11 protein-coding genes are annotated in these 15,334 nt (G+C 46.1%); 4 read left to right on the forward strand and 7 right to left on the reverse strand.

Features of this window, described 5'->3' with window-relative positions; genetic code table 11:
- Window positions 1-60: 60 nt before the first annotated feature.
- Window positions 61-3,183, reverse strand: coding sequence for an EAL domain-containing protein (locus CWO27_RS12325; protein WP_107899038.1), 3,123 nt, complete (start codon window positions 3,181-3,183; stop codon window positions 61-63).
- 126 nt (window positions 3,184-3,309) lie between these two features.
- Between CWO27_RS12325 and asnC the strand changes: the two genes are divergently transcribed.
- Window positions 3,310-3,774, forward strand: coding sequence for a transcriptional regulator AsnC (gene asnC, locus CWO27_RS12330; protein WP_008218581.1), 465 nt, complete (start codon window positions 3,310-3,312; stop codon window positions 3,772-3,774).
- A 67-nt stretch (window positions 3,775-3,841) separates the two neighbouring features.
- Here the strand turns inward: asnC and prlC are convergent, their stop codons facing one another.
- Window positions 3,842-5,884 (reverse strand): oligopeptidase A, encoded by a 2,043-nt coding sequence (gene prlC, locus CWO27_RS12335; RefSeq protein WP_102432222.1) that lies wholly within the window; start codon window positions 5,882-5,884, stop codon window positions 3,842-3,844.
- A 280-nt stretch (window positions 5,885-6,164) separates the two neighbouring features.
- Between prlC and CWO27_RS12340 the strand changes: the two genes are divergently transcribed.
- The 3 genes from CWO27_RS12340 to CWO27_RS12350 all read left to right on the forward strand — a co-directional run bounded on the left by CWO27_RS12340 (window position 6,165) and on the right by CWO27_RS12350 (window position 8,926).
- A complete protein-coding gene (locus CWO27_RS12340; RefSeq protein WP_102432223.1) occupies window positions 6,165-7,004 on the forward strand; it encodes a 23S rRNA (adenine(2030)-N(6))-methyltransferase RlmJ in 840 nt (279 codons plus the stop codon).
- Between the two features lie 187 nt (window positions 7,005-7,191).
- The gene (gene gorA / locus CWO27_RS12345; RefSeq protein ID WP_102432224.1) at window positions 7,192-8,547 is read left to right on the forward strand and encodes a glutathione-disulfide reductase; all 1,356 of its coding nucleotides are present in this window, start codon (window positions 7,192-7,194) and stop codon (window positions 8,545-8,547) included.
- Window positions 8,548-8,662: 115 nt separating this feature from the next.
- Window positions 8,663-8,926, forward strand: a complete 264-nt coding sequence (locus CWO27_RS12350) for a DUF6482 family protein (RefSeq protein ID WP_333918956.1) — start codon at window positions 8,663-8,665, stop codon at window positions 8,924-8,926.
- Between the two features lie 76 nt (window positions 8,927-9,002).
- Here the strand turns inward: CWO27_RS12350 and CWO27_RS12355 are convergent, their stop codons facing one another.
- From CWO27_RS12355 to CWO27_RS12380, 5 genes are all read right to left on the reverse strand, one after another.
- Window positions 9,003-10,244, reverse strand: a complete 1,242-nt coding sequence (locus CWO27_RS12355; RefSeq protein WP_107899039.1) for an NADH:ubiquinone reductase (Na(+)-transporting) subunit B — start codon at window positions 10,242-10,244, stop codon at window positions 9,003-9,005.
- A 200-nt stretch (window positions 10,245-10,444) separates the two neighbouring features.
- A complete protein-coding gene (locus CWO27_RS12365; protein WP_107899040.1) occupies window positions 10,445-11,413 on the reverse strand; it encodes an SPOR domain-containing protein in 969 nt (322 codons plus the stop codon).
- Between the two features lie 187 nt (window positions 11,414-11,600).
- Window positions 11,601-12,539, reverse strand: coding sequence for an ABC transporter permease (locus CWO27_RS12370; RefSeq protein WP_017060135.1), 939 nt, complete (start codon window positions 12,537-12,539; stop codon window positions 11,601-11,603).
- Between the two features lie 2 nt (window positions 12,540-12,541).
- Window positions 12,542-13,519, reverse strand: a complete 978-nt coding sequence (locus tag CWO27_RS12375; protein WP_008218600.1) for an ABC transporter permease — start codon at window positions 13,517-13,519, stop codon at window positions 12,542-12,544.
- Window positions 13,520-13,697: 178 nt separating this feature from the next.
- Window positions 13,698-15,251: an ABC transporter substrate-binding protein gene (locus CWO27_RS12380; protein ID WP_050633914.1), complete on the reverse strand. Its 1,554-nt coding sequence runs from the start codon at window positions 15,249-15,251 to the stop codon at window positions 13,698-13,700.
- Window positions 15,252-15,334: the final 83 nt, after the last annotated feature.

Genomic DNA, 15,334 nt, shown 5'->3' on the forward strand with positions numbered 1-15,334 from the left:
CTGATTGCCTCAACAATACATATTAGCGGTGAAAAGTATTCACAGCTAAAGTCGGCTTACCTAAACCAATTGCTCTGTCTCTCGTTCTTGTCTTAACTCTTCAACGAGCTCTGCAAGCGGCTTAGGTCGCCCTATGATGTAGCCCTGCGCGTAGTTCACACCAAGCTCGATCAACTTATCTATGATTTGAGTATTTTCAACGAACTCAGCCACGGTATGTTTACCCATCTGCTTAGCTAAATCATTGATCGAGCGAACCATCACATGGTCCATCTCATTGACATCAATATCACGTACAAACAAGCCATCGATCTTCACAATATCGACCGGCAGTTTTTTCAGATAACCAAACGACGATAGCCCTGAGCCAAAGTCATCCAGTGCAATCATGCAGCCGAGCTCTTTGATTCGAGTGAAGAATTTGATCGCCTGCTTCATGTTACTCATCGCAGCCGTTTCGGTGATCTCTAAACAAATCTTATGACACGGTATCGATGAATCACTCAGGCTATCTATCAAGAACTCGACAAACTCACGGTTACCCATCGAGTGACCGGAAAGGTTAATTGAACACATCCCCAACTCATCAATGATATCTGGTCGTTGTTCCAACCAACTCAAGGTTTGACCCACCACTTGGCGGTCAATCAAATGCGCGATGTTGTAGCGCTCAGAGGCTGGCATGAAGATCCCCGGAGAGATGTACTCACCTTTGATATTCTTGATACGTACCAAGATCTCAAAATGCATTTTTTCACTATTTTCATCTAGACCAAGAATGCGCTGAGCAAACAACTCTAAGCGGTCATTCGCCAAAGCCTCATGCACTAAGTTGACGCACTCCATCTCTAAGTGACGACGACGCAGGTCTTCATCATCTTGATGGTAAAGGTTATAACGGTTACGGCCTTCTTCTTTAGCCGCATGACAAGCCGCATCCGCCTGAGCATGCACCATCTGCGGTGAAGCCGCAGTATGGTCAATCAATCGAATGCCAATAGAGCAAGTCAGGTTGAGTCGAATATCATCCCACAAGAACGGATTCTCGCTCATCGTCGAGATAATACTGCGACACACATTCACCGCATCTCGCTCAGTACAGTCTTTCATTAATACTGCAAACTCGTCACCGCCCATTCGCGCTAACACCGCATTATAAGGCAGTACATCTTCCAGCAATTTGGCGCTAAACATGATTGCGGCATCACCCGCTTCATGCCCTGCGGTGTCGTTCAGGACCTTCAACTGATCCAAGTCTAAGAACAACATTGCGTGAGTTCGCATGTGACTCTCAACCTCTTTGAGCGCTTTTTGCAGCTCTTGCTCAAAATGGTTACGGTTGAAGGTATCAGTCAGCAGATCATAACGAGCTTGATACTCTAACTTTTCAGAGAGCTCGTGCGTTTCAGTGATGTCTTCGCCCACAATCAACAGCTGATCAGACTCCACTAGCGGGCGGATATTTTCTCGAATCCAGATCTTGCTGCCGTCCGCATGGCGATATTCGATATCACGACGCCATACCCCACGAATCTTATGTTGTGGTTGCAGCAAAATATGACGTGGAATCATCGCATTCTCGTCGACATAGAACTCTCGAGGGCGGTGCCCTAATAGTTGTTCTAGCGGGTAACCTAGTAACTGCTCCGCAAACTGGTTCACTTGTTGGATGCGGTTATTGCCATCGAGGGTAATCATCATCACCGGTTGTTTGTCGTAATATAACTTGAGGTTCGCTTCGCGCTGGAACAGTTTATTCTCAGCCAGCTTACGAGAGGTCACGTCACGCGCTTCAAACAGGAACTGAGTGTCTTCCTTCTCATTGCCTGGCATCGGCTTCAATGAAATATCCAACACCATCGCACCACGATCACGACACCACACCTCAGCTTCAAATCGTAAGGCTGGGTGTTCACTTTTAGTGATGAAATATTCACTTAGCACTTCTCGTGCAGAATCTTCCCAATGTTGATGTTGCTGCAGAGGTGTTCCCAGTTTATAGCCTTGGTTATAAAGCAGCTCATGTAGCTTGCTGTTACTCGACAACAACACACCGCCCTTATCAATGATCCCCATAAACTGCAGGCTTTGGTCGAATATCGACTCAAGCAGCAGCTGGCTTTGTCGGCTGGCACGTTCACTTTTCTTTAGGCGATTGAGGTAATACACCAATGTCGCGATGACACACGACATAACCAAAAACAGCAAACCTACGGTGCGAATTTCATCGCGGTAGCGTACTAAAAATGACTTTGGCTTGTTGAGGAAGGTCACCGAGGCTTCATTCTCGGCACCCAAATCCCATCTTGAGATCTGTTGGTAGTCAAGTTTGATTTCTGGCGCGCCAGCAACCACCAATGGCAATGGTGCCTTGGGGTTTTTCAGTACACTCAACAATACGCGCCCGGTGTCTCGGCCTTGCGTTTCTCCGCTTTGAATCACACCACCAATCGCACCAAAACCTAGCCCTAGATCGTGCACCATGTACAATGGAATTTGGGTCTTAATATTCAGTTGTCGCCAATCTTCATCACTACTCACTCTGCCTTGTGCATCGCGGTAATACGCCCAAAACAGCAAGCTTTTTCCTAGGTCAACACGTTGAGAAAAGGCCATTAACTCTTGGTAGGAATCCGGCACATAGTGCTCAACGAGATCAGAAATATCGGGATGGTTTTTGATAAATAAATCGATTTGAGAGCGAATCGCCTTACCCGTGACCGAGTGATCAGTAACAATATAGATTTTCTTTACGGTCGCTTGAAGACGCTTAACCAACTCAATATTGCCAACTAAGTCGATATCTTCGGTGATGCCCGTCGCGTTCAAACCTTCGATCATTTCAGGGGAGAAGTTGTTGATGCCACCAAAGATGACTGGCGTATCTTTGAGATCGGGCGCAAGGCGCTTCATTAAGTTGAGCGCGTTATTATCACTAACGACAATCGCTGCAAATTCTTCATGCAGTAGCTTGGTATGATAAAGCTGATACACGCGCTCTAGGTATTCTGGGTTTTGAGTGCGTTTACTATCGAGATAAACCACACGGTAAGACAGCCCGTCACGATCGAGCTCATCTGATAATCCTTTATGGAAATCATCTGTCCAGAAAAAGCCTTGGTGGTAAGAGTGGATCACCAATACATCCTTTGCCTGAGCTGAAGCAAACACACTCCAACACATCACAATAAAAAATAACGAAAATCGCACTGAATTCACCCTAACCCTATAGTTACTGCTAATATTATCACCCTTGGCTATGATGTGTACTCAGGCCGGTATGTTTTTCATTCAATCTAAGGATTATGCATGTCCACAACCACAGCTCGTCTCGATGATCTAGACCGTGCCATCCTCAAAACCTTGATGGAAGATGCACGTACTCCTTATGCTGAAATGGCAAAGCAGTTCGATGTCAGCCCTGCGACGATTCACGTTCGTATCGAAAAGATGAGATCGGCCGACATTATTGAGCGTACCGAGGTTGTGGTAAACACGAAAAAGCTAGGTTACGACGTGTGTTGCTTTATTGGTATCAACCTCAATGCTGCCAAAGATTACCACTCAGCGATCGCCAAGCTGAATGCCTTAGATGAAGTGGTTGAGGCGTACTACACCACTGGTGCTTACAATATCTTTGTAAAGCTGATGTGTAAGTCGATTGAAGAGCTGCAGTTTGTATTGATAGATAAGCTGCAAGCAATCGATGAAGTTCAGTCGACAGAGACACTGATTTCATTACAGAACCCTATCAACCGCAACGTTAACCCATAATCGTTGATAAATAGATACAAAAAGAGCCTCACAAGGAGGCTCTTTTTACATTCTTATCAGCACAATATTAAGCGCTGATACCCGCATGGCGCAGCATCGCATCAATTTGTGGCTCACGACCACGGAAGCGTTTAAACAGCTCCATAGGCTCTTCACTGCCACCCATTTCAAGGATGTTATTCAGGAAGCGATTGCCCGTTTCAGTGTTGAAGATACCCTCTTCTTCAAATGCCGAAAACGCATCAGCTGAAAGCACTTCTGCCCATAGGTAGCTGTAGTAACCTGCGCTGTAACCACCAGCGAAGATATGACCAAAGCTGTGTGAGAAACGGTTCCAATCAAGGCTTGGCAGTACCGACACCTTAGATTTCACATCCGCTAGCGTTTCTAGTACGCGAGCACCCACTTCTGGGTCGTATTCTGTGTGCAGTGTAAAGTCAAACAGGCCAAGCTCTAACTGACGCAGAATAAACATCGCAGATTGGAAGTTCTTCGCCGCTAGCATCTTCTCTAGCATCTCTTTTGGTAATGCTTCACCGGTTTCGAAGTGACCAGAGATAAACGACAGCGCTTCTTCTTCCCAACACCAGTTTTCTAGGAACTGACTCGGTAACTCAACCGCATCCCAAGGCACACCATTGATACCCGCAACTGCACCCGCTTCTACTTGCGTTAGCATGTGGTGGATACCGTGGCCAAACTCGTGGAACAGAGTCACTACTTCATCATGAGTAAATAGCGCAGGCTTATCACCAACTGGCTTGTTGAAGTTACACGTTAGGTAAGCGACAGGTGTTTGTAGCTCGCCAGATTCAGTAATACGACGACCACGACAGTCATCCATCCAAGCACCGCCACGTTTGTGCTCACGTGCGTATAGGTCTAGGTAGAAGCTACCGCGCAGTGCTCCTGTCGCATCAAAGATATCAAAGAAGCGCACTGACTCATGCCATGTGTCGACGCCTTCACGCTCTGTTACCGACATACCAAACACACGATTCAGTACCTCAAACAGGCCTGAAACCACATTAGATTCTGGGAAGTAAGGACGAAGTTCTTCATCAGAGATCTCGAACAGGTTCTGCTTCTGCTTTTCGCTGTAGTAAGCGATGTCCCAAAGATTTAGTTCAGAAACTCCAAACTCTTTTTCAGCAAACTGACGCAGTTCTTCAACTTCGCGTTCACCTTGCGGTTTTGCTTTTACTGCTAGGTCGTTTAGGAAACCAAGTACTTGGTCTGGCGTTTCAGCCATTTTGGTCGACAGTGATTTTTCGCTGTAAGTGCTGAAACCTAGCATACGAGCGATCTCGTGACGCAGTTTAAGCTGCTCTGTGATGATCTCAGTGTTGTCCCATTTGCCTGCATTTGGACCGCGATCTGAAGCACGAGTTACGTAAGCTTCGTACAACTCTTTACGTAACGCTTGGTTATCACAGTAAGTCATCACAGGTAGGTATGATGGGATATCTAGAGTCAGTAGGTAACCTTCTTGCTCTTTAGATTCGGCCGCCGCTTGAGCTGCCGCCAGTGCCGATTCAGGCATACCCGCCAGTTCAGCTACGTCTGTGATCTGTTTGCTCCAACCCATGGTTGCATCAAGCACGTTGTTTGAGAATTGAGAGCCTAGCTCAGACTGACGCTTGCTGATCTCACCGTAACGGTGCTGTTCGTCAGCTGGCAGGCCAATGCCTGACAGCTCGAAGTCACGCAGTGCATCGGTAATGGTTTTTTGTTGAGCTCGGTTCAGTGCAGAGAATGCTTCGCTCGCCTTGATCGCTTTGTACGCTTCAAACAAGCCTTTGTGTTGGCCAACCCAAGTGCCGTACTCAGACAGTACTGGTAGGCAGCTCTCATACGCTTCACGCAGTTCGTCGCTGTTCACAACAGAGTTCATGTGGCTTACTGGTGACCAAATACGGCCTAAACGATCATCCACTTCTTCAATCGGAGCAACGAGGTTGTCCCAGCTTGGCGAAGTATTACCTTCAAGTACTTGTTCTATCTTGTTGCGACACGCTTCAATCACTTGCTCAACCGCTGGCTTAACGTGCTCAGGTTTGATTTGTGAAAACGGAGGTAAGTCCGTGAAGGTTAATAGCGGATTAGACATATAAACATTCCTTTGGCTTTAGAGACTTTCGTCTTTTTTGTAATGAGGTCGTCTTACAGTCATCAGGCTCAGGTTCGCCCTAAAAAAATCACCTGCGAATAGTTATTAAATAGTGCCCAATAAGGCAAATTTCAATAGTAGAACCAATAACTAACCACATATTGCGAACGACTGCTCCTGAATTGTTCGAGAATTTATGGTCCATTGAGGGTTATAATGGTCTGATTAACCCCACCTACACTAACCACACTCTAAATCGAGAGTGTTACGAGAGTTTAATTTGTTAAGTTATCGCCACAGCTTCCACGCAGGTAACCATGCCGACGTAGTAAAGCATATCGTACAGAGCCTTATTCTTAATTCTTTGAAACAGAAGGATAAGCCTTTTGTTTATCATGACACTCACTCTGGTGTAGGTCGTTACGACTTAACGCATGAATGGTCTGAAAAAACCGGTGAATACAAGCAAGGTATTGCTCGTGTGTGGGAGCAAAAAGACCTCCCTGAAGACATTCAAAGCTACCTTGAGTCTATCTCAACACTAAACAACGGCGACAAGCTGCGTTATTACCCGGGTTCACCACGTGTTGCACGTGCTCACCTGCGTGACCAAGACCGCATGGTACTGACCGAGCTTCACCCGGCCGATCACCCTCTGCTTGAGCAAGAATTCCACCGCGATCGTCAGGTATCTATCTACAAAGAAGATGGCTTCCAACGCTTAAAAGGCAGCCTACCACCAAAAGAACGTCGTGGTTTAGTACTGATCGACCCGCCTTACGAGCTTGCAAAAGAGTACCGTGATGTCGTGACTGCAATCGCTCAAAGCCACAAGCGCTGGGCAACCGGTATCTACGCAATTTGGTACCCGGTAGTAAACCGCTGTGATATCGAAGATATGATCGAAGGTCTCGAAAGCTTAGGCATCAACAAAATTCTACAAATCGAACTTGGCGTATCACCAGACACCAACGAGCGTGGCATGACAGCATCAGGCATGATCGTGATTAACCCGCCTTGGAAGTTAGAAAGCCAAATGAAAGAGATTCTTCCATTCTTGAAGGAAGCAATTGCGCCGGCGACCGGTCATTTCAAAGTAGAGTGGATCGTACCCGAGTAATCTCGAATCCATATCATAGACTGAAGAATCTTCAACAGACTGTGATGTGGACGAATAAATTTTAAACAGGGAGATTGAGTTCAACCGATCTGCCCTCAATATAATAATTAGACAATTTAAGAATCTATAGGACGTAGGTATCCGGTGCTCTCACTGTGACTACAACCTTCAATAAATGGAGAAAGTAATGGCGACTCATTTTGATTACATCTGTATCGGCGGCGGCAGCGGCGGCATCGCATCAGCAAACCGCGCAGCAATGCACGGTGCAAAAGTTGCACTTATCGAAGCTCAAGACCTTGGTGGTACTTGTGTAAACGTTGGTTGTGTTCCTAAAAAGGTAATGTGGCACGGCGCTCAAGTTGCTGAAGCGATCAATCTATACTCTGAAGATTACGGCTTCGACGTTGACGTAAAAGGCTTCAACTGGAGCAAATTGGTAGAAAACCGCCAAGCGTACATTGGTCGTATCCACCAATCTTACGATCGCGTACTGGGTAACAACAAAGTAAACGTAATCAAAGGCTTTGCTAAGTTCGTTGACGAGAAGACGGTTGAGGTGAATGGTGAACACTACACTGCAGATCACATCCTGATCGCGGTAGGTGGTCGTCCAACCATTCCAAACATCCCAGGCGCAGAGTACGGCATCGACTCAAACGGCTTCTTCGACCTAATGGAGCAACCTAAACGTGTTGCTGTTATCGGCGCGGGATACATCGCAGTTGAGATCGCAGGCGTACTAAGTGCACTTGGCACAGAAACACACCTATTCTGCCGTAAAGAATCACCACTACGTAGCTTCGATCCAATGATCATCGAAACGCTAGTAGAAGTAATGGAAGCAGAAGGTCCAACACTTCATACGCACTCAGTGCCTAAAGAAGTGGTGAAAGAAGCGGATGGCACACTGACTCTACACCTAGAGAACGGCAACACTCAAAACGTTGACCACCTAATTTGGGCTATCGGTCGCCACCCAGCAACTGACGCGATCAACCTAGCATCAACTGGCGTTGAGACGAACGACCGTGGCTATATCAAGGTAGACGAGTTCCAAGCGACTAACGTTCCGGGCATCTACTGTGTTGGTGACATCATGGAAGGCGGTATCGAGCTAACTCCTGTAGCAGTTAAAGCAGGTCGTCAGCTTTCTGAGCGTCTATTCAACGGTCAAACCAACGCGAAGATGGACTACAAGCTAGTTCCTACTGTTGTATTCAGCCACCCACCTATCGGCACGATCGGTCTAACGACTCAAGAAGCTGAAGAGCAGTATGGCAAAGACAACATCAAGGTTTACACATCTGGCTTCACTGCGATGTACACAGCAGTCACCAAGCACCGTCAACCTTGTAAGATGAAGCTAGTATGTGCTGGCGAAGAAGAGACTGTAGTTGGCCTACACGGCATCGGTTTCACTGTTGATGAAATGATTCAAGGCTTCGGCGTTGCAATGAAGATGGGCGCAACCAAAGCAGACTTCGACTCTGTTGTGGCGATTCACCCAACGGGCAGCGAAGAATTCGTAACTATGCGTTAATCAACACCTTTAGTTGATACTTTTAAAAAGCAGTCCTTGGGACTGCTTTTTTTATGCCCGCTTTGAACCTTGGTTCTCGATTCGACGTAACACCAATATCCACCTAACTAGAAAAATGGAGTTTGTGATGAATCTACTAATTGAATCATTTGAAGGCGGGATTTACTTGGCTTACCAAATCGTTGGTGAGCAAAAGCAGTTAATTAAAGACGACCACCAGCACCCAATGAAATTTTTGAGTGTCAATCAAGCACGTGACCACTTTAGTGATCAAGGTGTGGCGTCGGCAACTCTAATTCATAACAGTGCTTATGACGAAATGTGTGGTGAACACTGTGGTAGCACACAACCGTTCGAGATTGATTTGAAGTGGAGTTAAATCAACTTCAAATCAGTCGTGATAAAAATAGAAAGGCTTGCACTAATGCAAGCCTTTTTCTTTTGGGTCATATTTATTATCGTGCAGTGCGTTTTTGTCTGCGTTTAATGTTTTGCTCTTTCACGACAAAGTCGAACAGCGGAGCAAACAGGTTAGCAAACAAGATAGCGAGCATAATGCCCTCTGGATAAGCAGGATTGAGCACTCGGATACCGACCGTCATTACACCAATCAAGATCCCGTAAGCCCACTTACTCTGATTAGTGAACGCCGCGGAAACCGGATCCGTTGCCATAAAGAAGGTACCAAATGCAACACCACCCAACACGAAGTGCCAGTAGAACGGCATCGAGAACATCGAGTTAGTCTCTGAGCCAATCCAGTTCATTAAGCTCGACGTCACCACCAGACCAACAATCACACCTGCTACAATGCGCCAAGAAGCAATCTTCATCACAATCAGAATCACACCCGTTAGCATGATCAGCAATGAAGACACTTCGCCCATCGAACCTGGAATATTACCGATGAAGGCATCCATCCAAGTGATCGCCTCACCTGTCATGTTGTTGATGAGTGACGAACTACCGCCTTCATACCATTGGCTCAGCGGTGTCGCGCCTGAATAGCCGTCAGCGGCAACCCATACTAAGCCACCCGACATGTTGGCAGGATAAGCGAAGTAGAGAAAAGCCCGACCTGCGAGCGCAGGGTTAAGGAAATTTCGTCCAGTCCCTCCGAACAGCTCTTTGGCAACAACGATACCAAAGGTGATACCTAATGCGGCTTGCCATAGCGGAATGGTTGGCGGGAGGATTAGTGCAAACAGCACCGAGCTAACAAAGAAACCCTCGTTAACTTCATGTTTTCGAACAACAGCAAACAACACCTCCCAAAAGCCACCAACCACAAATACCGTGGCATAAACGGGTAAGAAATAGAGAGCACCGAGAAACATCTGGCTTCCCCATCCACTGGAGACTATAGCGTCAGCACTACCAAACGCCCACGATAAGCGCCAACTGCTGTCAATGATAGAGGCTAGCTCGGTGCCAGAATAGGTAGCAGTCAAACCCATCACGGCTTGCTGACCTACGTTGTACATACCCCAGAACATTGCGGGAAAAGTTGCTAGCCACACCAGAATCATGATGCGTTTGAGGTCTATGCTGTCTCGAACATGGGTTATGCCGCGGTTTACGTTGCCGGGCGTGTAAAAGATGGTCGCAAAAGCCTCATACACTGGGTAAAGCTTTTCGTACTTACCACCCGCTTCGAAGCGCGGAGCCACGTCTTCTAATCGTTTTTTCAAACTCATAATCTCAATCACCTTATTGCTTGAGTTATGGTTTTCTACGCATCAACGGCTCTATTTGAACAACTTTTAACGATATTTAATCAAATTCGTTTTGAAGAAATAAACATCAACAACTTAGACCAACATTGAAAAAGAAAGATTTAAAAATAACAAAGCCCCAGCTTTAGCTGAGGCTTGTTTGGTATTACTGCATGTCGGAGTTATTTCACACACATCACATTGAGCAGTGAAGACCCTTTTAGTTGATTCACGTTACCGTTAGTAAACAGACCTTTCTTATCTGCGCCCCAGTAAGGTAGGTGCATTGGCCAGTTCTGTTTCTCCATTACCTTCGAACCTAAGATGCTCTGCCATTGCTTTTCAGTCATCAGCTTCATGTTGACCTGCTGACACACTAACTCAGCACTGGCGTAATCTAGGCGACTCCAAGGCTTACCTTGCTCCATGTAGAACTGTTGTTGATGATCTAGAAGGTAAGGTATCGCATATTGGCTACCCGCTACGTCTGCTTTCACGCGAATCTCGATCTCTAGATCATTATCTAATCTCGCGTTACCACTTGGTAGCGTCTGAATAGCAGCAGCGCTCGTCACCACAGCCGCTTGCTTGGCAGCCACAGGTTTCGATACAGGTTTAGCTTCTACTTTTGGTTTTACAGGAGCCTTAGGCTTCACCGTTTTTGGTTCTGCCGTTTTTGCAACGATAGGTCGTGATGAAGTTTTCGACTTATCGACCATACGAATAAAGGCTTCACCGTAACCAGGAACCTTACGTACTTGAGCTAGGTCTTTCCTTGCATCAGAAAAGGTCGAGTAAGGGCCGATTAAGCAACGGTAGTCACCACCTTCAGGCTTCATCCAAACATTAGTCGAGATCTTTTCATATAGAGGTTTTGCACGGCTCAGTGACAAAGGCTTGTTCAGTAGACCACATTGAACCCAGAACAACTCGTTATCTGAATGACGTTTAGGTGCCTTACTGCCCCAAACTCCTTTACCAATCGGACATGACTGCTCTAGCTGTGGTAATTGATTAGTGCTTGCCTGAGTAGCATCACATAGAACCAATTCTGCACTAACTTGGCTCGATACCAAAAGGGATGCAGCGATAAGCCCCATACGATAATTTCTCATCACAGCACGACATACAGCATTCATTGTCAATTTCATAACCACCACTTAAACCCTTACGGGTTAATTATTACCGAATCAATGTCGATAAAACATGAATTCCATTTTAAGTATTATTGACAGTATCAATGATACTAAGTTCCAGATCCATTAAGCAAAAAAAGAGCCGTAATTGCTTACGGCTCTTAGTTTAGTGACTTTTTTTTCTAAAAATCAAACCGCGCTATCACCCTTTATAAATTTTAGGGTTAAACACGTCACGTAACCAGTCGCCTAATAGGTTAATAACTAGAACTAATGTTACCAAAAGCACACCTGGGAATGCCGTGATCCACCATGCTCCTGAGAAAATGTAGTTAAAACCAGTACTGATCAGGGCACCGAGTGACGGTTGGTCTACCGGAAGACCTAAACCTAGGAAAGAAAGTGCCGCCTCTGACATGATGGCATTTGCCACCTGTACCGTAGAGATAACCAAAATCGGTGATAAACAGTTAGGTAGAATATGACGGAACATGATGCGAGGTGCTCGGAAGCCCATCACACGAGCCGCTTCTACGTACTCTTTCTTCTTCTCTGCCAATACCGATGCACGAATCGTACGAGCATACTGCGGCCATTCAGCAATACCGATGATCACCACCAGCATAACAACGGCATATTGCGCGTAGAAGTCACTACCGAAACTCGCCTTAAAGATAGCCGAGACAATGATCGCTACCATCATGGTTGAAAACGAAAGCTGAACATCGGCAAAACGCATCAGGAAGCTATCGATACGACCACCGAAGTAACCCGCAGACAGACCAATGATGATACCTAGAGTCAGCTGAAGGCCAACCGCCAAGAAACCAATCGTCAATGAAAGACGAGAGCCGTAAAGCATGGTCGATAGGATGTCACGACCTTGCTCATCAGTGCCCAGTAAGAAACGTTCTTCGCCGTCTTCCATCCAAGATGGTGGCAACTCTGAATCCATGATGTCGATAGACGTCACGTCATACGGGTCTGTTGGCGCTAAAATCGGTGCCGCGAGTGCCATCACTAAGAAGGCTGCAAAGATGGCAAAGCTGACCATTGCCACTTTGTCGCGTAAGAAGTAGTACAGAATATCTGACTGCTTGAATCGCTCCCAACGAGATGGAGCTGTTGTTGTTTGTTCCATGATTATGCTCCTTTCCCTGTAATGTTCACTGTTGGGTTAATGATGCCGTATAGCAAGTCAACAATGGTGTTCGTTACTACGAAGATAAGACCTACGAAGATAACGTATGCGGTAATCAGTGGTGTATCCACTCGGTTAATCGCTTCAAGGAATAGGAAGCCGGTGCCTGGCCACTGGAATACAGTTTCAGTAAGAATGGTGTAAGCCACCATAGTACCGATTTGAACACCACCTACCGTTAATACTGGCAGCATTGTGTTTTTCAAAGCGTGTTGGTAGTAAATCTTGTTCAGCGCTAGGCCTTTTGCTTTACCAAACTTGATGTATTCAGAGCTAAGAACCTCTAGCATTTCAGAACGTACTAGACGAATGAATAGCGGCAGCATGATAGATGCTAGAGCAATACTCGGCAGCACTAAGTGCGCAAGGCCATCTATCGTTAAGAAGCCAGACTCCCAACCAAACCAGTTTGCGGTCTCACCACGTCCAAACGACGGCAGCCAACCTAATTCAATAGAGAATACATACATCAACATGATTGCGGTTAAGAAAACAGGCACAGAAATGCCGATACTACTGCCCGCCATCACCAGTTTAGTGAAGAAGCTTTTTGGGTGTATTGCAGAATAAACGCCAAGTGGAATCGACAGACAAACAATGATCAGAGAAGCGCCAAACACAAGTTCAAGCGTTGCGACTAGTTTATCTAAGATTACGTCCACAGCTGGGCGTTTAAAGAAATATGAAGTACCAAGATCACCTTGTAGAGCTGCGCCCACAAAGCGAGTGTATTTTGTAATGAAGGGATCATTTAAGCCGAGTTCATCACGCAGCGCTTGACGCTCCGATTCTGAAACAGATTGACCGACTAACTCACGCAACGGGTCGCCCAGGTTATCCTGAATGGCAAACGCCACCAAACTGATCACAAACATCACTATCAGTGCCTGAAACAGGCGCTTGACCAGAAACGTAACCATTCCTTGCCCCTTATCTATCCATGACTATCTAATCGAAATCCGCGACTAGATAACAAAATTCAGTCTTAAAAAAGGTATTTAGCCAGACTGAAGGAAGACCAAATACCGAAACTTAAATCTATTTCTTAATAATTTGAGAGCCTGAAAAGCTTCAGGCTCTCGATTCTAGCAAGCTAGATTATTTTACAACTAGGTCGCCGAAGTAAGGCATAACCATTGGGTTTACTACGTCTGCTGCACCTACGTTAGACTTCGCGCCCCACGCTTCACTTTGCCAGTGTAGCGGTACAAATGCTGCGTCGTTGTACAGTGTTGCTTCAACGCCTTTCAGCATTTCAGCACGCTTAACTGGGTCAGTTTCAGTGTTAGAAGCTTCTACAATCGCATCCATTTCTGGGTTTGAGTAACCAGAACAGTTGTATTGACCACGACCAGTCTCTTCGTTACGAGTCATAGTTAGGAACTCGTTGAAGTTAGCTGAATCTTCAGTATCTGAGTGCCAGCCGATCATCATCATGTCTGCTGAACATAGGTCAAACTCAGGCCAGTACTGTGCTTTAGGCATAGTCTTAAGATCAACTTTGATACCAATCTTAGACAGCATTGCCGCAGACGCTTGCGCTACTTTCGCATCGTTCACGTAACGGTTGTTTGGAGCCATCATAGTTAGCGTAAAGCCATCTTCGTAGCCCGCTTCTTTCATCAACTCTTTCGCTTTTTTCAGATCGTAACGAGGAACTAGGTCTTCGTTGTGACCCGCGTAGCCTGTTGGGCTTTGCTGACCAGCAGCTGTTGCGAAGCCTTTCATGATCTTCTTAACGATACCTTCGTTGTTGATTGCGTGAACAATCGCCTGACGAACGCGAACATCTTTAAGAGCTTCGTTGCTGTTTTGGTTCATTTGGAACGTGATGATACGAGTACCAGGTAGCGTTACTAGATCGATGTTCTTAGCGTTTTTAACACGCTTGTGATCGTTTGGTGCTACTGGGTGAATCATATCAACGTCGCCAGAAAGAAGTGCTGCAACACGTGTCGCGTCTTCTTTGATTGGCACAAGTGTTAGCTTGTCTACGTTACCTTCAGTTTCTGTATCCCAGTAATCGTTGAAACGTTCGAACGTTACTTTAACGCCTTGCTCACGCTGCGTTACGATGAAAGGACCAGTACCTGAAACGTTAGTCGAAGCAAACGAGTTACCGTGCTTAACTAGCTCAGACTTGTCTTTACCTTCCGCTGTTTGGCCAGAGTAGAACTTGCTGTCCATTGGGAAGATGTAAGTTGCTGTTTGTAGTACTAGTGGGTAAGCCGCTTTTGATACTAGCTCAACTGTGTAGTCATCCACTTTTACCATTTTTTCGTATGGCGTGAAGATAGACTTAAAGTCTGGAGAAGCTTGTAGACGTTCAAAAGTCCACACAACATCATCAGCAGTCAGTTCGTTACCAGAGTGGAATTTCACACCTTTACGTAGGTTGAAACGGAAAGTCGTTTCATCAACACGCTCCCAGCTAGATGCTAGGCGGCCTTCAAAATCCATCTCTTTTGTGAAACGTACTAGAGGGTCAAACACCATGTGAGACATTTGCAGTGTGCCACCAGACAGCTGCTCGTGCGGGTCAAGTGATACTGGGTCAGCTGCGTAGCCAACGGTAATATCTGCTGCTGCTGCACTAAAGCTTAGGCCAGCTGCCATTAAAGCTACTGCTAATTTGCTTTTCATGGTTTTCATTGCATAACTCCTTCATGCGGGAATCCAGATCCCTAGTTGTTGTATTTGCGTCTGTTTATTGTTGTTAGCAAGCTAAACTCCAG

Source organism: Vibrio sp. 10N.286.51.C3 (assembly GCF_003050065.1).
In the GTDB taxonomy this organism is placed as follows: domain Bacteria; phylum Pseudomonadota; class Gammaproteobacteria; order Enterobacterales; family Vibrionaceae; genus Vibrio; species Vibrio crassostreae.